This window comes from Qipengyuania intermedia, from assembly GCF_019711615.1.
GTDB lineage: Bacteria > Pseudomonadota > Alphaproteobacteria > Sphingomonadales > Sphingomonadaceae > Qipengyuania > Qipengyuania intermedia.
In genome coordinates this window covers 377926-395321 of sequence record NZ_JAIGNS010000002.1, presented here as the reverse complement: position 1 = coordinate 395321, position 17396 = coordinate 377926, and the positions used below count along the sequence as shown (strand labels likewise).

Annotated in this window: 18 protein-coding genes; 14 read left to right on the top strand and 4 right to left on the bottom strand. The window is 64.2% G+C overall.

All coding sequences use genetic code 11. The annotated features are described in order from the left end of the window. The first annotated feature begins 48 nt into the window (after window positions 1-48). A complete protein-coding gene (locus K3179_RS08280) occupies window positions 49-783 on the top strand; it encodes a 3'(2'),5'-bisphosphate nucleotidase CysQ (RefSeq protein WP_221563902.1) in 735 nt (244 codons plus the stop codon). On the opposite strand, the gene K3179_RS08275 is transcribed toward K3179_RS08280, so the two are convergent. The 4 genes from K3179_RS08275 to K3179_RS08260 form a co-directional block, all read right to left on the bottom strand. Beyond that, entirely contained in the window at window positions 780-1673 is an 894-nt protein-coding gene (locus K3179_RS08275; protein WP_221563891.1) for an HpcH/HpaI aldolase/citrate lyase family protein, read from the bottom strand. The genes K3179_RS08280 and K3179_RS08275 overlap by 4 nt on opposite strands. A 30-nt stretch (window positions 1674-1703) precedes the next feature. Then, complete coding sequence (locus tag K3179_RS08270) at window positions 1704-3725, bottom strand: TonB-dependent receptor (protein ID WP_221563890.1); 2022 nt, start codon at window positions 3723-3725, stop codon at window positions 1704-1706. 46 nt (window positions 3726-3771) lie between these two features. Further along, on the bottom strand, window positions 3772-4992 hold the full coding sequence (locus tag K3179_RS08265) for an MFS transporter (RefSeq protein WP_221563888.1): 1221 nt from the start codon (window positions 4990-4992) through the stop codon (window positions 3772-3774). A 147-nt stretch (window positions 4993-5139) separates the two neighbouring features. Beyond that, window positions 5140-5814 carry an OmpW/AlkL family protein gene (locus K3179_RS08260; RefSeq protein ID WP_221563877.1) on the bottom strand — a complete coding sequence of 225 codons (675 nt, stop codon included), beginning with the start codon at window positions 5812-5814 and terminating at the stop codon, window positions 5140-5142. Between the two features lie 143 nt (window positions 5815-5957). On the opposite strand from K3179_RS08260, the gene K3179_RS08255 reads away from it, so the two are divergent. From K3179_RS08255 to K3179_RS08195, 13 genes are all read left to right on the top strand, one after another. Next, window positions 5958-6659 carry a helix-turn-helix domain-containing protein gene (locus K3179_RS08255; protein ID WP_221563875.1) on the top strand — a complete coding sequence of 234 codons (702 nt, stop codon included), beginning with the start codon at window positions 5958-5960 and terminating at the stop codon, window positions 6657-6659. 110 nt (window positions 6660-6769) lie between these two features. Continuing rightward, on the top strand, window positions 6770-8416 hold the full coding sequence (gene ccoN, locus K3179_RS08250) for a cytochrome-c oxidase, cbb3-type subunit I (RefSeq protein ID WP_247712911.1): 1647 nt from the start codon (window positions 6770-6772) through the stop codon (window positions 8414-8416). 12 nt (window positions 8417-8428) lie between these two features. Continuing rightward, a complete protein-coding gene (gene ccoO / locus K3179_RS08245) occupies window positions 8429-9181 on the top strand; it encodes a cytochrome-c oxidase, cbb3-type subunit II (protein ID WP_221563871.1) in 753 nt (250 codons plus the stop codon). Further along, a complete protein-coding gene (locus K3179_RS08240) occupies window positions 9178-9342 on the top strand; it encodes a cbb3-type cytochrome c oxidase subunit 3 (protein ID WP_090480486.1) in 165 nt (54 codons plus the stop codon). The genes ccoO and K3179_RS08240 overlap by 4 nt, the downstream gene beginning before the upstream one ends. Then, window positions 9332-10264, top strand: coding sequence for a cytochrome-c oxidase, cbb3-type subunit III (gene ccoP, locus K3179_RS08235; protein ID WP_221563869.1), 933 nt, complete (start codon window positions 9332-9334; stop codon window positions 10262-10264). The genes K3179_RS08240 and ccoP overlap by 11 nt, the downstream gene beginning before the upstream one ends. After that, window positions 10251-11831, top strand: coding sequence for a cytochrome c oxidase accessory protein CcoG (ccoG, locus tag K3179_RS08230; protein WP_221563859.1), 1581 nt, complete (start codon window positions 10251-10253; stop codon window positions 11829-11831). Before ccoP ends, ccoG begins: the two co-directional genes overlap by 14 nt. Further along, complete coding sequence (locus tag K3179_RS08225) at window positions 11828-12274, top strand: FixH family protein (protein ID WP_345722446.1); 447 nt, start codon at window positions 11828-11830, stop codon at window positions 12272-12274. The genes ccoG and K3179_RS08225 overlap by 4 nt, the downstream gene beginning before the upstream one ends. Then, window positions 12271-14394: a heavy metal translocating P-type ATPase gene (locus tag K3179_RS08220; protein ID WP_345722445.1), complete on the top strand. Its 2124-nt coding sequence runs from the start codon at window positions 12271-12273 to the stop codon at window positions 14392-14394. Before K3179_RS08225 ends, K3179_RS08220 begins: the two co-directional genes overlap by 4 nt. After that, window positions 14391-14540: a cbb3-type cytochrome oxidase assembly protein CcoS gene (ccoS, locus tag K3179_RS08215; protein WP_221563856.1), complete on the top strand. Its 150-nt coding sequence runs from the start codon at window positions 14391-14393 to the stop codon at window positions 14538-14540. Before K3179_RS08220 ends, ccoS begins: the two co-directional genes overlap by 4 nt. Next, window positions 14537-14746, top strand: a complete 210-nt coding sequence (locus K3179_RS08210) for a hypothetical protein (RefSeq protein ID WP_221563846.1) — start codon at window positions 14537-14539, stop codon at window positions 14744-14746. The genes ccoS and K3179_RS08210 overlap by 4 nt, the downstream gene beginning before the upstream one ends. Before the next feature lie 39 nt (window positions 14747-14785). Then, window positions 14786-16099, top strand: coding sequence for an oxygen-independent coproporphyrinogen III oxidase (hemN, locus tag K3179_RS08205; protein WP_221565455.1), 1314 nt, complete (start codon window positions 14786-14788; stop codon window positions 16097-16099). Between the two features lie 234 nt (window positions 16100-16333). Beyond that, the gene (locus tag K3179_RS08200; RefSeq protein ID WP_221563844.1) at window positions 16334-16828 is read left to right on the top strand and encodes a DUF4402 domain-containing protein; all 495 of its coding nucleotides are present in this window, start codon (window positions 16334-16336) and stop codon (window positions 16826-16828) included. Further along, complete coding sequence (locus K3179_RS08195) at window positions 16825-17385, top strand: DUF4402 domain-containing protein (protein WP_221563842.1); 561 nt, start codon at window positions 16825-16827, stop codon at window positions 17383-17385. The genes K3179_RS08200 and K3179_RS08195 overlap by 4 nt, the downstream gene beginning before the upstream one ends. Window positions 17386-17396 lie beyond the last annotated feature (11 nt).

Sequence of the window (17396 nt, the reverse complement as noted above, 5' to 3'; positions counted from 1 at the left end):
CGGTCTGCCATGCGGCCCCCGAACTGGTTTTTACTGACGGGATTTCGCATGACCGACGCCGAACTGGCAGCCCACCTCGCCGAATGCGCAGGCAAGATCCTGCTGGAAGTTCGGGCGAGCGGCATGTTCGAGGGAAAGGCACTGGGCACTGCGGGCGACGAAACCGCGAACCAGTTCCTGTGCCACGCCCTGCGCCACCAGCGCCCCGACGACGGCCTCCTTTCGGAAGAGAGCAAGGACACCAGCGACCGCTTGTCCAAGGAGCGCGTGTGGATTGTGGACCCCGTGGACGGCACCCGCGAATATGGCGAAGAGCGCAGCGACTGGGCAGTCCACGTCGCGCTGTGCGTGGGTGGCAGGCCGGAAGTGGGCGCGGTCGCCCTTCCCGGCCTTGGCAAGGTGCTCTGCACCGGCGAACCGGGCGAACTGCCCGAAATGGCTGCAAAGCCCCGCATGGTCGTCAGCCGCACGCGCCCGGCAGCGGAGGCAGTTGCCGTAGCCGAAGCGCTTGGCGCGGAACTTGTGCCGATGGGGTCTGCCGGAGCCAAGGCGATGTCCGTCGTGCGCGGCGAAGCGGAAATCTATCTTCACACCGGCGGCCAGTACGAATGGGACAGCGCGGCACCTGTCGCGGTCGCCCTCGCCCATGGCCTCCACGCCAGCCGGATCGACGGCAGTCCGCTCGTCTATAACCAGGCGGACACCTACATGCCCGACCTGCTCATCTGCCGTGCGGAATATGCCGAAACCGTGCTTTCCGAAGTGGCGAAGCTTTCCGCCTAACCCTCCACCTGCGCCAACAACTGGCGCGCGCGGGAGAGGTGCGGACGATCCAGCATCTTGCCGTTATGGCCGATGGTCCCTGCTCCCGGGTTCGCTTCGAACAGCGCTACAATTTCGCGTGCCTCGGCGATTTCCTCGGCGCTGGGCGAGAATGCCTCGTTGATCACCGGCACCTGCGCCGGGTGGATCGCCAGCATGCCGCGATAGCCGTCGCGGCGCACTTTCTGCGCGCGGTCCTTCAGTCCTTCGAGGTTGCGGAAATCCCCGTCGATGGTCTCGATGGCCGGGACCCCGGCCGCCGCAGCGCCGAGCAGCGTGAGGCTGCGCGCCAGTTCATAGGTGAAGGTATAGGCACCGTCCTCGCCAAGGTTCGACATGGCGCCGATGGAATCGGCAAGGTCCTCTGCCCCCCAGGTCATCGCTGCGAGCCGCGGGGCTCCGGAATAATCGCCGGTAGTGAACATGGCAGCGGCCACTTCGGTCACGAGAGCGATTACAGGGGTCGAGCCCGGTTCGATCCCCAGTTCCATTTCCAGCGGCGTCATCAGCGCATCGAGCGCCTCCACATCGTGCCGCCCGCGCGATTTCGGCAGCATGATCCCGCCCGGCCTGCCCGGCAGGATTGAGGCAATGTCGTCTGCCGTATGCGGTCCGTCGAGCGGGTTGACCCGCACCCACAGGCGCGAGCGCTCCTCTTCGCTGCGCGCCAGCAGGAAAGCGCGAATTGCCTCGCGCGCGGCGGGCTTAGCGTCCTCGGCAACAGCGTCCTCGATATCGAAGATGACAATGTCCGCCTCGGCCTCTGCCGCCTTGGTCATCTTGCGCTCGCTATCGCCGGGCGCGAAGAGCCAGGAGCGGAAGCGGTTGGGAAGCGATGGCTGGGTGGTCACTTGGGCAAACCTCTCATTTCGATCGTCGTTCTACAGGCCCAGCTTGATGCCGGCCCAGACGGTCCGCGGCACACCGAGGTCGATGGAGCCGCTCTGGTTTCGGGTCACGATTTCCTCGTCGAACAGGTTTTCGCCGCGCAGCACCACGGTAAGGCGCCTGGTCACGGGCACCTGTGCGTAAACGCCGAAGGTGGTCGTGGCCGGCAGCACATCGGTCTCGAGATCGTCCTCGAACTGGTCGCCGGTGTGGCGCAGTGATGCTGCCAGCAGCCAGTCCGTCGCGGGCCGCCAGCTTAGCGTCGCCCCGCCCGCCCAGCGCGGCGTTTGCGCAGGCCGGTTGCCGTCGAAAGCGGCGCCTGCATCGCGTGCCTCGGCATCGGTATAGGCGAGCGAGAGATCGAAGCGCAGCGTGTCGAGGGAAAGGCCAGCGGAGACTTCAACGCCGCGCGCCCTGATCTCGTCGATATTCTGGCGCTGGCGGGTAGTGGCATCAAGCGTGACGTTCGCGATAGCCCCTTCCACCTTGTTGTCGAAAACCGTGGCCGACAATTCCACGCCTTCCGCCGGGGTCAGGTCGAAGCCGGCCTCGACGCCTTCCAGCCGCTCGTTACGTAGCGAGGCATTGGCATTCGTCGTGACCGGAAACACGACGAAGGGCCGGTAAAGTTCGTTCAGCGTGGGCAGGCGCAGGCCGGTGTAGGCCGCTGCGCGCAGGCGCAAGGCATCTGAGGCCTTGAACAACACGCCGCCGCGATAGGAATCCTGCCATCCGGAGCGATCCTCGAAGCGGTCCGAACGGATAATATTGCCCGAAGCATCGCGCGCCTCGTAGAAGCCGTCCGAAATCGCATAACGGTCCACCCGCGCACCGCCTGTCAGCGTGACGGGGCCGAGCAGCCATTCATGCTCCACAAAGAAGCCGAGATCGGAATTGGTCCCGCCGGCATTGCGCCGCTCGTTGACCCTGCCACTGAAGGCACTGATCGCGGTTTCGAACAACTCCCCGTCGGAGCGGCGGTAATCCACCCCCAGACGCAGCACCTGGTCCTCCTGGACCGGCGGACGCACTTCCAGCTTGCCGCCCAGCCCGGTCGAGGGCGTGTTACGCTGGTCGAGGACCGGCACGAACCGCGTCGAGCTGATGACCGTATTGGTGAAATTGCGCGCCTGCACATAGGCGAGCGCTTCATACTGCCAGTCGCCCCGCCCGACGAGGCGAATGCTCGCATCCTGGCCGGAGCTGGAACTGTCCGCGCCATCGAAGCGCAAAGTGCGGCGGTCGTCATAGACAAGGCCGCGCACCTGCAGCTCTGCGTCCTCACCCGCGGGGATTACGCCGCGAAGCTGCGTGGACCAGCTGTCGTAAGCCGATTTGGCGCTGGCATCGACGCGGTCGGCCTCCGGCGTAGTGAAGAAGCCCGGACCCCGGTCCCACCGCGCCGAGATCACCGCGAACCCGTCAGACAATTGTGAAGATCCGTGGATTGCGCTTTCCGTACCGCCGCGATCATTGACGAGGACCTGGCCGCCGAAGCCGTCGAGATCGGCACCGCCCGCGCTCACCAGTTCGATCGTCCCAGCCAGCGCGCCTGCACCGAAGGAGCCGGCACCGCCCCCGCGCGTCACCCTGATTTCGCCCAGGCGTTCGGGGGCGATGGCCGTGAAAGGGATGAAGCCGAAGAAAGGGTCGGCCATCGGCACGCCGTCGAGCAGCACCAGCGCGCGACTGGTCGCATTGCCGCCGAGGGCACGCAAGGTCGCGCCCTGTGCGCTGGGATTGGACGAGCGGCTGTCGGACCGGCGGAATTGCTGGAACCCCGCGACCGAAGACAGCACGTCCTCTATCCGACCCGAGGGCGCCGAGACGATCTGCTCGCGCTTGATGGTCTGCGTGTCGTAGGCTGGGCTGGCAGGCGTTTCCTCCAGGCCTTCGCCGGTGACTACGATCACAGGTTCCTCGGCATCCTGTGCGATTGCAGGCGATGCGGCAGCGGCTGCCGCCACGAAAAGGCCTGCACGTAGCGGGAGAGAAGCTGGAGCGAGCAATTTCATCGGCGGTGCTTTCGGGGACCCTCGCCAGCGGGTCAAGGCAATGCTCTCAGTCTTCGTCCGATTCGAGGACCGCCGCCATCGGCGAGGTGCGCGGTAGGCTTTGGAAAGGTTGCTGGTCGTCGGCTGCGACGGGCGGAGCCGCCGCCATACGCCAAAGGCCGAACAGACCGCCGAGCAGCGCCATGGAACCGATGGCAAAGAACAGGCCGGCCGGTCCGGCAAGGCTCATCGCGGTCGACCCGATCAGCGGCCCTGCTACCGCGCCTGCCGAATAGGTCAGTACCAGTCCGCTGCTCGCCCCGATCCGCTCGTCTTCTTCGAGGTGGTCGTTGGTATGTGCCACGCACAGGGGATAGAGCGCGAAGGCGAAGCCGCCGAACATCGCACCGAGCAGGATCGTCCCCTCGTTTGGCAGTTCGAGCACGGCAAGCCCCGCACAGATCGCCGCCGCAATGAGGCTGCACCACACGATCACCTTACGCCGGTCGAACCGGTCGGACAGCAATCCGAGCGGGTATTGCAGCAGCACGCCGCCCGCGATCACGCTGAAGGTGAAGAAGGCGACCTGCGAGAGGTCCATACCGATGCGCTGTACGTAGACCGCACCCATGGCGTAGAATGCGCCCAGCATTGCGCCGGTCGTCAGCGTGCCGACGATGCCGAGCGGCGATGCGGTATACAGGCGCTTCAGCGAGAACGGCACGGTGCGTTCGATATGCGGCTGCTCCATCCGGGTCAGCAAGACCGGTAGCAGCGCAAGCGACAGCAGCACGGCCGAAACCATGAAGGGCAGGTCCGGCGAATTGTCGCCCAGGTTCAGCAGGAACTGTCCCCCGGCCTGTCCGCAATACAGCGCGATCATATAGGCCGCGAGGATCGTGCTGCGGTTGTGCGGCTGGGCTTGCTTGTTGAGCCAGCTTTCGAGGCACACGAAGACGCCCGCCATCGCAAAACCGTCCACCAGCCGCAGCGCGATCCACAGATAAGGGAAGTCCACGATCGCATAGGTCAGGCTGCTTGCCGAGAATACGGTGACAAAGGCGGCGAAGGCGCGGATATGGCCGATGCGGGCAATCAGGGCTTCCACTTTGAGCGACCCCCAGGTGAGCCCCGCGAAATAGCCTGTACCCACGATACCGATCAGCAGCGCAGCCGCACCCGCCTCTTCCAGCCGGATGGCGATGAGGGTCGAGAGGAAACCGCTTCCCGCCATCAGGATGAAGATGGCGAACAAGAGGGACCGGATCGGAAGGGCCGAAGATAACATCGAATCGCCCCTAACACTCATGGCACACGCTTCAAGGTGCTGCGGAAATCGCAGGTTTGGACCTAGCATAAAAAACGCGGCCCTGCGGGACTTCCCGCAAGGCCGCGCAAGGCGGGCCGGCTGGCGTGCGAGAGCCGGCCGATCCCGTCAAAAGCGGTAGGCGACGCCAGCGCTCAGCACCCATGGGTCGAGATCGTGTTCGGTCTGGATCGCCAGCGTGTCACCCGCATACCAGCTCGCCGTGGTACCGACGAAATAGCGCTTCGCATCAACGCTGAAGGCGAGGCCACTGTCATTGACCGGGACATCGAAACCGGCCTGCAACACGAAGCCGAATTCGTCCGAGAGGTCGGTCCTGGTCACACCCAGCGGCAGGGTCGCTTCGCCGGGGTCCACATCCACCCAGAGGAAATAGGTCGCGCCGGCGCCGAGGTAGGGCTTCGCACCGCCGAGATCGAAGTGGTATTTCGCGGTGACGGTCGCCGGGATGAGCTTGGCATCCGACACCAGCTCGGCACCCGTCAGGCCCGAGACGGAGTCGACATCGTGCTGCGTCATGCAGCAGATCGTCTCCAGCGAGAAATTGGGCGAGACGAAATATTCGATCGCGAGCGTCGGCACGACATTGTCGTTGGCCTCGGTCTGCGTCCCGGCGGGCAGTCCGACGATATCGGTTTTCACCTCGGTGATCTTGCCATCGGGGAGCACGGCCGTGCCCAGCAGCTTCACCTGGATGGCGCCCTTGGCGTCCTGTGCCTGCGCCTGGGCGGGGATGGCAAGCATCGCGAGCCCCGCGACGGTTCCGGCAAGCAGTTTCTTCATTTCGCATTCCTTGGCGCGGTGCAGCGGCCACCCCATGCGGCCCAGGTTGTTGCATCGCGTGGCAAGGCAACTGCACCACCTTTCCAAGGCGCTCCTTGATCTGGATCAATGAGATACGCTTTTAGCCGCGCGATAGGGCGTGCATGCACACTTGCACCGACGCCTTCGACTGCTTCGTAAGCCGCGTTCTGCCCAAGCGCACAGGGCCGGAGACCGTGCGCCTGTTCCGCACGCTCGGTTCGCACGTCCACCTCAAAGCGGACCGTCAGCTCCACTACCCCGAGGACGAGCCGACCCTCGTCTTCCTGTGCGACGGTGCGACGAAACTGGTCGCCCATGCTTCGGACCATCGCGAACAGGTGCTCGCCTTCCATTTCACCGGAGACCTGCTGACACTGCCCGCCCATGGCGCGCACAGCTACACGCTCGAAGCACTGATCGAGTGCGACCTCATGACTTTCCCCTACGCACAGTTCCTGCAAGCTGCCGAAAAGCACCAGCAGGTCCTCACCCAACTGCTGGAGCGCAGCACCGTCTCGCTGCAGCGCAGCCGAGAGAAGACACTCACCCTCGGGCGCAAGTCGGCGCTCGAACGCGTGTCCAGCTTCCTGCTCTCCATGGCAGAGCGGATTGGGCGCGGTGATGGGTCCGAGGTGAAGCTGGACCTGCCCATGTCGCGCAGGGATATCGCCGACAGCCTCGGCCTCACCATAGAGACCGTCAGCCGCCAGTTCACCTTGCTGCGAGACCAGGGGCTGATCCGGACCCAGGGCCGCTCCGGAGTGACGCTGCTACGCGTCGACGAACTCGATCGCCGCGCAGGCCACCTCAGGGTCGCTGCGTGAAAAATCCATCAAATTTGATCCACATCAATGCCGGATCCCGGTGGCCGCGTTAGGCGCGCAGGGATTGCACGGGAGGTAATATGCAAGCGGAAACCGCACTAGGCCGCACAATGCTGTGGTTTGTCCTGTTCCTGGTCTCGATCGTGGTTGTTGCCACGGCGGCCGACGGGGGCTTTGCCGCACACGCGGTAATCGTGGCACTGGTGTGCTTCGTCCTGATGTGGATGAGCGCATCGCGATACGACCCCGCAGGCAAGCTCAACAGCTTCTTCAAGATGCCCGATACGCCGTCGAAATACGACGACGACCCCATCCGCTGGGGCGTGCTGGCGACCATGTTCTGGGGCATTGCGGGCCTTGCCGCAGGCCTTTTCATCGCCTTGCAGCTGGCCTTCCCGCAGCTCAACTTCGAGCCCTATTTCAATTTCGGCAGGGTTCGCCCGCTCCATACCAGTGCAGTCATCTTCGCATTCGGCGGCAATGCCCTGATCGCGACGAGCTTCTATGTCGTCCAGCGCACCTGCCGCGCGCAGCTGGCCTTCCCCGGCCTCGCCCGCTTCGTTTTCTGGGGCTACCAGCTATTCATCGTTCTGGCGGCGACGGGTTACCTCCTTGGCGTCACGCAATCGCGCGAATATGCAGAGCCCGAATGGTACGTCGACCTGTGGCTGACCATCGTGTGGGTCGCCTATTTCATCGTCTTCGTCGGCACCATCGTCCGCCGCCGCGAACCGCATATCTACGTCGCGAACTGGTTCTACCTCGCCTTCATCGTGACCGTTGCGATGCTGCACATCGTCAACAACCTCGCCATGCCGGTGAGCCTGCTTGGCGCGAAAAGCTACAGCGCCTTTGCCGGGGTGCAGGATGCGCTGACGCAGTGGTGGTACGGGCACAACGCTGTCGGTTTCTTCCTGACGGCGGGCTTCCTGGCGATGATGTACTACTTCGTGCCGAAACAGGCCGAACGCCCGGTCTACAGCTACCGCCTGTCGATCATCCACTTCTGGTCGCTGATCTTCCTCTACATCTGGGCGGGTCCGCACCACCTGCACTACACCGCGCTGCCTGACTGGGCGCAGACGCTGGGCATGGTGTTCTCGATCATGCTGTGGATGCCCAGCTGGGGCGGCATGATCAACGGGTTGATGACCCTCAACGGGGCATGGGACAAGATCCGCACCGACCCGATCATCCGCATGATGGTCATGGCGCTCGCCTTCTACGGGATGAGCACGTTCGAAGGGCCCATGCTCTCGATCAAGAGCGTGAACAGCCTGTCGCACTATACCGACTGGACCATCGGCCACGTCCATTCTGGCGCGCTTGGATGGAACGGCATGATTACCTTCGCCTGCGTGTATTTCCTCGTGCCGCGCCTGTGGGGCCGGGAACGGATGTATTCGCTGCGGATGATCAACTGGCACTTCTGGCTCGCGACGCTGGGCATCGTTTTCTACGCTGCCACCATGTGGGTCGCCGGGATCCAGCAGGGCCTGATGTGGCGCGAATACGGCCCCGACGGATACCTCGTCTGGTCCTTCGCCGACAGCGTCGCCGCGATGTTCCCGATGTACGTGCTGCGCGCCTTTGGCGGCCTGCTCTACCTCTCGGGCGCCTTCGTGATGACCTACAACATCTGGATGACGCTCGCCGGGAAGCTGCGCGACGAAGCGCCGATGCGCGACGCCGCCTACGACGCGGAGAAAGACCGTCCGATCGTCGAGACTCCCACCAGCGCCGTTCCGGCCGAATAAGGGCTGACTGCCATGAGCATGACCGAACGCCACAAGAAACTAGAACGCAACATCACGCTGCTGGCGGTGTGCACGCTGATCACGGTTGCCATCGGCGGCCTGGTGCAGATCACACCGCTCTTCTATCTCGACAACACGATCGAGAAAGTCGACGGGATGCGGCCCTATACCCCGCTGGAACAGGCCGGGCGCGACATCTACATCCGTGAAGGCTGCTATGTCTGCCATAGCCAGATGATCCGCCCGTTCCGCGACGAAGTGGAACGCTACGGCGCATACAGCCTCGCTGCGGAAAGTATGTACGACCACCCCTTCCAGTGGGGCTCCAAGCGCACGGGGCCTGATCTTGCCCGCGTCGGCGGCCGCTATTCGGATGAATGGCACGTCCAGCACCTCGTCAATCCGCAAGCCGTGGTGCCCGAAAGCGTCATGCCGCAATACGGCTTCCTCGCCGAAACCGAGCTGGCCGTGGGCGACCCTTCTGCGACCCTCACCGCACTCAGCCGCGTCGGCGTGCCCTATTCGCAGGAAGACATCGACAACGCCCTGATGGACCTCTTCCTGCAAGCCGATCCGGATGCGGAAGGCGATTTGGAAGACTTCCAGCGCCGCTATCCCAAGGCACAGGTGCGCGATTACGACGGCGATCCCTCGCGCATCACGGAGATGGATGCGCTGGTCGCCTATCTCCAGATGCTGGGCACGCTGGTCGATGTCGACAGCGCCGCCGCACAGCAGGAACTCGCGCAGGAGAAAGGCCGATGACCTCCTACGAAAGCCTGCGCCACTTCGCCGACAGCTATGCGCTGATCGCCACGGTCGCGCTCTTCCTGTTGCTGTGCCTGTGGCCGTTCCGCCCAGGCGCCGGCAAGCGCAACGAAGAGGCAGCCAATTCGATCTTTGAAGGAAACGACGATGGCGAATAAGCGCATCGACCAGCCCACGGGCACCGAGACCGTCGGCCATGAATGGGACGGCATCGAAGAGCTCAACACCCCGCTGCCGCGCTGGTGGCTGTGGACCTTCTACCTCACCATCATCTTCGCCATCGGCTATGTCATCGCGTATCCGGCATGGCCGATGATCGACCGGGCGACCGCAGGCATGCTGGGCTGGTCCAGCCGCGGCGCGCTGGCTCAGGAGATGACCGCCGCCGACCGTGCCCAGCAGAGCTTCCGCGAACAGCTTGCCGCGATCGACGTGGTGAAACTGCGCGACAATCCGGAACTCATGCAGCGCGCCGTCGCGGGCGGCGCAGCGGCGTTCAAGGTGAACTGTTCGCAATGCCACGGATCCGGCGCGGCGGGCAGCCAGACATTGGGCTATCCCAACCTCAACGATGACGACTGGCTGTGGGGCGGCGATCTTGCGGCGATCCACTATTCGATCGACCGCGGCATTCGCCAGCCGGACGATAACGAGAAACGCCAGAGCGTCATGCCATCGTTCGACGGCGCATTCGACAGCGCGCAGCTCGAAGCCGTGACGCAGCACGTCCTGTCGCTAAGCGGCAATGCGGATGCCAGCGCGGCGGGCGCGCAGATCTATGCCGACAATTGCGCGGCCTGCCACGGCCCGGCCGGACAGGGCGACCGTGCACAAGGCGCGCCGCGCCTCAACGACCAGATCTGGCTTCGTGGCGGAACCGCTGCCGACATCAAACGCCAGATCCTCAACCCCAGGATGGGCGCAATGCCCGCATGGGGCGAGAGGCTGGACCCGGTGACGGTCAAGATGCTGACAGCCTATGTCTATTCGCTCGGGGGAGGCGAAGAGGCGCAAGCGGAGATTTCCGACAGCGCCGAAACCCAACCCGAAGCGGAAGCCGGAAACGATGGGCAACCCTGACCAACCGGACGATGCGAAACGCGACTGGGCGGTGACCGTCGAGGACGGCATCGCCAAGTCGAACGAGCCCGTATCCAGCGCGGTTGCCGATCCGGCGGCAGCCACGCGGCGCCACGAACCGCACGAACCGCCGCGCGAAACGCTGCCGGAAAAACTCTACGAAGCGCGCAAGTCGATCCATAACAAGCGTATCGACGGGCCTTTCAGGCGCTTCAAATGGTTCGTGATGCTGGTCACGCTGGGTATCTATTACGTCACCCCGTGGCTGCGCTGGGATCGCGGGCCTTACGCACCCGACCAGGCGGTGCTTGTAGATCTCGCTAACCGGCGGTTCTACATGTTCGGTATCGAGATCTGGCCGCACGAATTCTATTTCGTCGCGGGCCTGCTGATCATGGCGGGCATCGGCCTGTTCGTGATCACGAGCGCCGTTGGCCGTGCCTGGTGCGGCTATGCCTGCCCGCAGACGGTCTGGACCGACCTGTTCCAGCATATCGACCGCTTCGTCGACGGGGATCGCAATGCGCGCATCCGGCTCGAGAATGCGCCCTGGACCTGGGGCAAGGTCTTCCGGCGCGGCTTCAAATGGTCGATCTATCTCGCCATCGGTTTCGTGACCGGCGGTGCATGGATCCTCTATTTCGCCGATGCGCCCACGCTGTTTCGCGACTTCTTCGCGCTGGAAGCAGCGCCGGTTGCGTACGCCACCGTGGCGATCCTGACGCTGACCACCGTCACTCTGGGCGGCTTCATGCGCGAGCAGGTCTGCATCTATATGTGCCCCTGGCCGCGCATCCAGACTGCGATGATGGACGAGAAATCGCTGATGGTGACCTACAAGGACTGGCGCGGCGAACCGCGAGGCAGCGTGAAGAAAGCCGCCAAGAATCCCGGCCAGTTCGGCGATTGCATCGACTGCACGCAATGCGTCCAGGTCTGCCCGACGGGCATCGATATCCGCGAAGGTCCGCAAATCGGCTGCATCACCTGCGCCTTGTGCATCGATGCCTGCGACAAGGTCATGAAGGATATCGGCAGGCCGCGCGGTCTGATCGACTATGCCACGCTCGAGGATTGCGAGCGGGAAGCGGCAGGCGAGAACCCCAAGCCTGCGTGGCGTGCCCTGCTCCGCCCGAGGACGATGGTCTATTTCACGATCTGGGCAGGCATCGGCGCGGCCCTGCTGTTCGCACTAGGCGTGCGCACGCATACGGAAATGACCGTCGCGCCCGACCGCAATCCGCCATTCATGCTGATGAGCGACGGATCGATCCGCAATTCCTTCACGCTAAAAATCCGCAACATGGAAAGCCGTCCGCGCGACATGGAAATCGCGCTCGATGGGCTGGAGGGCGGCGTCATGTGGACCGATGCCATCGGCCGTGACGAGGCAGCCGCCACGCAGACCATAACGGTCGCTGCCGACCAGGTTCGCACCATCAGGGCCTATGTCATGGCGCCCCGCGATGCCCGGACCCAAGACTTTGCCTTCACCGTCACCTCGCTCGACGAACAGCGCGAAAGCGACCGTGTCGAGACCCGCTTCGATGCACCGGAGACCCCATGATGCAGAAGGAATTCACAGGCAGGAAAATGGCCGCAATCCTTGTGGCGGGCTTTGGCGTGGTGGTAGCGGTCAACTTCACCATGGCCGCCATCGCCTCGGGCAGCTTCAGCGGCGTCGTGGTCGAGAACTCCTATGTGGCCAGCCAGAAGTTCAACGGCTGGCTCGACCAGGCAGAGCGGCAGGAAGCGCTGGGTTGGAATGCCGAAGCCAGCCGTTCGGGCGATCGCTTGGCACTCGACCTCGCAAACGTGCCCGCCAGCGCAACGGTATCCGCACAGGTGCGCCGTCCGCTCGGCCAGGCCGACACGCGCGAGCTTACCTTCGTGCACACCGGCGAAGCGCGGCTGCTGTCGAGCGAAGCCCTGCCCGCAGGTCGCTGGATCGTGCGCGTTTCGATCGAACGGGGCGATGACCGCTGGGTTTCGGAGGAGCAGATCGGGTGACCGCGCCATTCCGCCAGCAAGATCTCAAGGATAGCGCGCTCGCCGACACGCGCCTGACCGTCCCGGGTATGCGCTGTGCAGGATGCATTGCCAAGATCGAGCGCGGCCTTGCCGAGATCGAGGGTATCGACGCCGCCCGCGTGAACTTTTCGGCCAAGCGCGTTGCGGTGCGGCACAGCCCGCGGCTGGATCAGGGCGATCTGGTCGAGGCGCTGCGCCATCTTGGCTTCGAAGCGCAGGCTCTCGCCGATAATCCGCTCGGCAGTGACGACAAGGAAAGCAAGGCCCTGCTCCGCGCGCTCGCGGTCGCCGGGTTCGGCATGATGAATATCATGCTGCTTTCGGTCAGCGTCTGGTCGGGGGCGGGCGGCGTCACCCGCGACCTGTTCCACTGGCTGTCGGCAATCATCGCGCTGCCCGTCGTGGCCTATTCGGGCCGCCCCTTCTTTGCTTCTGCCTGGATGGCGCTGCGCTACGGGCGCACGAACATGGACGTGCCGATTTCGATCGGCGTGCTGCTTGCGACGGGGCTGAGCGTATACGAAACCTTCGCGGGCGACGGGCACGCCTATTTCGACAGCGCCGTCATGCTGCTGTTCTTCCTGCTCGCCGGCCGGGCGCTTGATGCGACCATGCGTACCAAGACCCGCGCAGGCATCGGCGCGCTTTTGTCGAAGATGGGCAAGAGTGCGCGCGTGCTCGGCCGCGATGGCGGCACTTCCGAGATCAAGGCGGAAGACCTCCAGCCGGGGATGGTCATGCTCGTCGCTTCCGGCGATGCACTGGCCGCCGATGGGGTGATCGAGAAAGGGCGCGGGTCGCTCGACAACTCGATGCTGACCGGCGAGAGCGATCCGGAACACGTCGAGACCGGGTCCGTCGTTCATGCCGGCGCCATCGCCTTGTCCGGGCCGATGGAAGTGCGCGTGACCGCAGCATCCTCCGATACGGTGATTGCCGAGATCGCCCGCCTCATGGACGAAGCGGGCCAGAGCCGCAGCCGCTATACCCGTATCGCGGACCGCGCATCGCGGCTTTATGCACCCGCCGTCCATTCGCTCGCCCTGCTGGCATTCCTTGGCTGGATGCTGGCTGGCGCAGGCTGGTACCAGTCGCTGGTCATCGCGATAGCCGTACTGATCATCACCTGCCCCTGCGCAATGGGCCTGGCGGTACCGGCGGCGCAGGTCGTGACCTCCGGCGCGCTCATCAAGCGTGGCTTGCTGGTCAAGGACGGGAGTGCGCTGGAACGCCTGGCAGAGGTGGATATCGCGATCTTCGACAAGACCGGCACCCTGACGCTCGGCGAACCTCAGGCCGACATTTCCATTCTCGGCGAAAAGCAGCGTGAAGTAGCCTTGGCGCTCGCACAGGCCAGCCGCCACCCGCTTAGCCGCAGCCTCGCAAATGCTCTTCAGGGCGAGGGTGCGCGGCCTGCACAGGTCGAGGACATTACCGAAGCCGAGGGTCAGGGTCTTGCAGGCACATGGCAGGGCATGCCGGTGGCGCTCGGTCGCCCCGAGGAGGAGATCACCGGCATGGCCTCCCTCCTCCGCATCGGCCCCGCACAAACGATCATCACCTTCGCAGACGGCCTGCGCGCCGATGCGAAGCAAGCACTCGCCAAACTGGCGGAACAGGGCATTGCGAGCCGCATCCTATCGGGGGATCGCCAAAGAGCGGTCGAAGCGGTCGCGAAGGCTCTCGATGTCCCCGCGACCGCCGAGGCCAAGCCGCAGGACAAGCTATCCCTTCTCGAAGACCTGCAGTCTCAGGGGCGTAAGGTCCTGATGGTGGGAGACGGCATCAATGACGGTCCCGCGCTTGCCGCAGCGCATGCCTCGATTGCGCCGGGTAGTGCCAGCGACGTCAGCCAGCAGGCGGCGGACGCGGTGTTTACCGGCAAAGCGCTGATGCCTGTAGCTCTCGCTGTGGCCCACGCGCGGCGGTGCATGACGATTGTGCGCCAGAATTTCGGCCTTGCGGTGGTCTACAACATCTGCGCCGTGCCGCTCGCCCTTGCAGGGGTGGTGACGCCTCTGATTGCGGCCATTGCGATGTCGGGCAGTTCGCTAATCGTGGTTGGCAACTCGCTGAGACTGGCGAGGGTCAAGCAATGAGCGGCCTCTTGGTCCTGATACCCATTGCGCTGGGCCTCGGCCTGCTGGGCCTTGCGATGTTCTTCTGGGCGATGCGCGACGGCCAGTTCGAAGACCTCGACGGGGCCGCACAGCGCATCCTCATCGACGAGGAGGAGGAAGAGTGAACGGCGCGGCGCTTGGCTTGCTGGCGCTGGTGCCTGCGATTCTAGGCCCACTGCCAGAGGAGCAGCAGGTCATCTCCGCGCGCATTTGCGGCAATGGTGATGCAGTGCAGATCGATATTCCCCTGCCGCCAAGGAAATCCCCCCTGAACCAGCCGTGCCATGCGAAGGGATGCCGCAGCACTTCCCGCAAGCACAATTTGATCTGACGCAAAGACGCTCGGTCCGTGGTTCGGCAATCGGGTGTCATGTGGACCTATTATCCCGAGCTGCTCGCCACGCCCGTGCCGCGCTATACGAGCTATCCGACCGCCGCCGATTTCGGCGACCTTCCCGGCGATGCCTATCGCGAGGCGCTCGAAAGTGCGCATGGCGATGTGTCGCTTTACCTGCACATCCCGTTCTGCGAGCAGATTTGCTTCTACTGCGGTTGCAATACGGGGCGCGCCAACCGGCAGCACCGGCTCGCCAGCTATCTCGATGCCTTGCATGCGGAAATCGCGGCCGTCGGCGCCCTGTTGCCGAGCGATGCGCGCGTGCGCCGCATTTCCTTTGGCGGAGGCAGCCCCAACGCCATTGCACCGGCCGAGATGCTCCGCCTTTTCGATGCCGTTGCATCGCATTTCGATCTCGACACACCGGTGCTTTCGACAGAGCTCGACCCGCGCACGATGTCGCAGGACTGGGCCGACGGCATCAAGCAAGCAGGCTTCGACCGGGCAAGCCTCGGGGTCCAGACCTTCGCCAGCCACTGCCAGGAAGCGATCGGGCGGGTGCAGGACGAAGATCTCATCGTGCGCTCGGTAGACTGGCTGAGAGAGGCCGGGGTCACATCGATCAATTTCGACCTGATGTACGGGCTTCCGGGGCAGAGCGAAAACGACTTGCTGGACAGCCTCCAGCGCACGCGCGCCCTCGGAGCCGACCGTGTAGCGCTGTTCGGCTATGCCCATGTCCCGCATATCGTCCCGCGCCAGCGCGCGATCGACGCGTCAGACCTGCCCGGACAGGAAGAGCGCTTTACCATGGCCGCCCTAGGATATCGCTACCTGGTCACGCATGGGTATACGCCCGTCGGCTTCGATCACTTCGCCAAGCCGGGAGGCGACCCGTTGGCTTCAGCCGCACTCGCCGGAACCCTGCGACGGAATTTCCAGGGTTTCACCGACGATAGGGCTCAGAATCTCATCGGTCTGGGCGCATCCGCGATTTCATCCTTTCCCGGACTGCTCGCGCAGAACGAGAAGAACTCGGGCCGGTATCGAATGCGGGCTTCGCAGGGCCTGCTGTGCGCCGACCGGGGGATCCACCGTTCTGCCGAGGACCGCTACCGGGCAAGCGTCATCGAGGGGCTGCTGTGCGAGGGCCGCGCGCGGATAGGGGCGAGGCTGATGACAGAGGTGCGCGGCGCCCTGCTGCCGTTTCTCGAGCGCGGTCTCGCATCGCTCGATGAGGATCGGCTGACGATCCAGCCCGACGGGCTTCCTTATGCGCGCACGATCGCTGCCCTATTCGATTCCTACCGTTCTATCAGCACACGCCAATTCAGCTCGGCTGTCTGAACAAGGCAGTTCTGCAAGCATCCACTCAGGGTTAATAGGCTTGCAAGCAAACCTTCTATTTACCATCGTGTTGCAGCGTAGACGGTAATCAGCGTCAATCCGGCGTTGACGACTGCTTGAAATTGTTAGGAAATCCGGAACGGCGACGTTCCTGCAAGTGTTTTTATGGGCATGAGCCGCTTCAATCTTGCACGAAGAAAAACCGCTGTTTCAGCGGCTTGCGCGCTCATGTGCTTGTTCGCAGCATCCCCTGTCGCGAGCAACAGCCCCCAGGTTTCGGTGCAGAATCCGGCGGCCCTGCGCTTCGGCACTTTCGCAGTGCCGACGTCCGGCTTTCGCGAAGTGTCCCCCAGAGGCGGAATATCGAGCGGCGGGATCTTCGCGCTCGACAATACAGGCGTCGGCCCCGCGCAATTCGTCGTACAATACGATCGCGGAAACAACGGTAGGCGCGAACTCAATCTCGTGATCGAGATCGTCTTTTCGGCACCCGCAACCTTCGCGCAGGGCGGCCTGACCGCCCGCCTCTCCCGCTACCAGATCGATCTCCCCGGCTATGGTGCCGTACAGCCCGGCCAGGTAATCCGGATCGAACTGTCCAATTGCCGGCAACGCGTGTGTTCGCGCTCGTTCAATCTGGGCGGCCGTATCGATGTCGATCGCAATTTCGGCGGCGGGCTGGTGGAAATACCGATCATCGTCGACGCAGCCGTGATTTCGGTCAAATGAGACAGCTCTCTCCCCGCCTCCTTTCCGTCCTGTTCGTTGCAACCGCTGCTGCCGTTGCCCCCTCGGGCCTTGCGCTGGCACAGGAACGCGCCCAGGCATCCGGCACTGCGACGGCAAGCGTCGTGGCGCCGATCACCGTGCGGCAGGTCGAAGCCCTGCGATTCGGAACCGTGGCCACCGGCGATACGGGTGGCACACTGACGCTTTCGCCTGCGAACGGCGCCACGAGCGTGACGGGATCGCTGCGCAGCCTGTGTCCCGCAGGAAGCAGTTGCACGGCGCAGGCCGGCACCTTTGCGGTCCGGGGAGAAGCGGGGCGCAGCTACCGTATTTCCGCCCCGGGGCAGGCGCTTGCCGCGCGGACAGGTGGCGGCGGCATGCTGACCGTCTCGGAGATCACCGTCGCTACGCAGAGTATTCCCGGCACGGGCTTGCGCGGTGTGCTCGACGACGCGGGCACCGACAGTTTCAAGGTGGGTGGTACGCTCCAGGTGTCGCCCGGCACGGCAGCCGGGACCTACGTCGCGGAGATGGAGATGGTAGTCTCTTATGACTAACCCGAGGTAAA

What these genes read in the sequence shown, in the direction of transcription:
- K3179_RS08280 (WP_221563902.1), top strand. Translation starts at nt 49, where the DNA reads ATGACCGACGCCGAACTGGCAGCCCACCTCGCCGAATGCGCAGGCAAG.
- K3179_RS08270 (WP_221563890.1), bottom strand. Translation starts at nt 3,725, where the DNA reads ATGAAATTGCTCGCTCCAGCTTCTCTCCCGCTACGTGCAGGCCTTTTC.
- K3179_RS08265 (WP_221563888.1), bottom strand. Translation starts at nt 4,992, where the DNA reads ATGTTATCTTCGGCCCTTCCGATCCGGTCCCTCTTGTTCGCCATCTTC.
- K3179_RS08260 (WP_221563877.1), bottom strand. Translation starts at nt 5,814, where the DNA reads ATGAAGAAACTGCTTGCCGGAACCGTCGCGGGGCTCGCGATGCTTGCC.
- K3179_RS08255 (WP_221563875.1), top strand. Translation starts at nt 5,958, where the DNA reads ATGCACACTTGCACCGACGCCTTCGACTGCTTCGTAAGCCGCGTTCTG.
- ccoN (WP_247712911.1), top strand. Translation starts at nt 6,770, where the DNA reads ATGCTGTGGTTTGTCCTGTTCCTGGTCTCGATCGTGGTTGTTGCCACG.
- ccoO (WP_221563871.1), top strand. Translation starts at nt 8,429, where the DNA reads ATGAGCATGACCGAACGCCACAAGAAACTAGAACGCAACATCACGCTG.
- K3179_RS08240 (WP_090480486.1), top strand. Translation starts at nt 9,178, where the DNA reads ATGACCTCCTACGAAAGCCTGCGCCACTTCGCCGACAGCTATGCGCTG.
- ccoP (WP_221563869.1), top strand. Translation starts at nt 9,332, where the DNA reads ATGGCGAATAAGCGCATCGACCAGCCCACGGGCACCGAGACCGTCGGC.
- ccoG (WP_221563859.1), top strand. Translation starts at nt 10,251, where the DNA reads ATGGGCAACCCTGACCAACCGGACGATGCGAAACGCGACTGGGCGGTG.
- K3179_RS08225 (WP_345722446.1), top strand. Translation starts at nt 11,828, where the DNA reads ATGATGCAGAAGGAATTCACAGGCAGGAAAATGGCCGCAATCCTTGTG.
- ccoS (WP_221563856.1), top strand. Translation starts at nt 14,391, where the DNA reads ATGAGCGGCCTCTTGGTCCTGATACCCATTGCGCTGGGCCTCGGCCTG.
- hemN (WP_221565455.1), top strand. Translation starts at nt 14,786, where the DNA reads ATGTGGACCTATTATCCCGAGCTGCTCGCCACGCCCGTGCCGCGCTAT.
- K3179_RS08195 (WP_221563842.1), top strand. Translation starts at nt 16,825, where the DNA reads ATGAGACAGCTCTCTCCCCGCCTCCTTTCCGTCCTGTTCGTTGCAACC.